General features: G+C 49.6%; 2 protein-coding genes. Both read right to left on the bottom strand.

All coding sequences use genetic code 11. From position 1 onward, the window contains the following. Nucleotides 1-848 (bottom strand): TolC family protein (locus AC1DUO_RS25365; protein WP_477989451.1); only part of this gene is annotated, 848 nt, incomplete at its 3' end. After that, a partial coding sequence (locus AC1DUO_RS25370) for an ABC transporter permease (RefSeq protein WP_477989453.1) occupies nt 841-1,023 on the bottom strand: 183 nt, incomplete at its 5' end. The genes AC1DUO_RS25370 and AC1DUO_RS25365, both read right to left, overlap by 8 nt.

The following is a 1,023-nucleotide window of genomic DNA, read 5'->3' on the forward strand; positions in this document are numbered from 1 at the left end:
AATATCGGGGTATCAAGATTCAGTGCCAGAAGCTGTAAAAGCCTAAGCCTTGCAGTATCCTGCTGGTTACGGGCATCTTCCAATGCCAGTTCCTGGGATGCGGTATCGGCTTGCGTTTGTACAATCTCAAATTCTGCCATGCGGCCGGCGGAAATCATCGCCCGATTGACGTCAGCTAATTGCCGGGAGCGCTCCAGTGATTCCTGCGCAATTTTTACCTGTTCCTGGGCCTGGAGCAATTCACGGTAGGACATAATGATTTTTGTCACCGTCTGCATGACGGTGAGCTTTAACGAGAGGTGATTTATCTGCTCATTAAGTTGGGCAAGCCGAACGGGGGCGGTAGTGATATCTTTTCCAGCCCCGCGAAGCAGTGGCTGAATAACGGTGATGTTCGCCCCGTCATTACCGGAAAAGCCCGCATTTTTGGCTATCGTCTGGCTGCCGGTCCACCCTAGGCTGAATCGGGTGCCATAGGGAGTGAGTAAGGTTGTGGAAGGCGAAATATTACCCTGCCGATAACGGTCATCCTGATTTCTGTCAGACAAATAACTCGCACTTAGCACGAGCTTTGGTGTAAACCGGTCTTGCGCAACGCGCAGGTCAAACTTTTGAGATATCCTGTCAAGATAAACGCTGCGARTTGAGCGATTATCACGCAGACCCAGAGAGATAGCATCACTCAACGTAAGATMAATGGTCTGAGCATTCAGGGAAATCGCGTTTATGCCAGAAGTCGGCTGACTTAGCCTTGAAGCATGAGAGGGAAGTATTCTGTCCTCGCTCCATGCATATGATGCAATGGGTATGACAAGCACGATTAAAGTTAATAATCGACACTTACTCATCGCGCAGAGCCTTTATGGGTGACATCCGCGACGCATTTATCGCAGGCGATAATCCGAAGAAAAGGCCTGTAACGATAGCACTTCCAATGCCTAATGGAAGAGAGATCGCGGACAGAGTAAAGCTCTGCCAACCCGAATAATGGACGAATATCCATGACGCTGTCAGACCCAATGT

Source organism: Rahnella sp. P4_A8 (assembly GCF_056402435.1).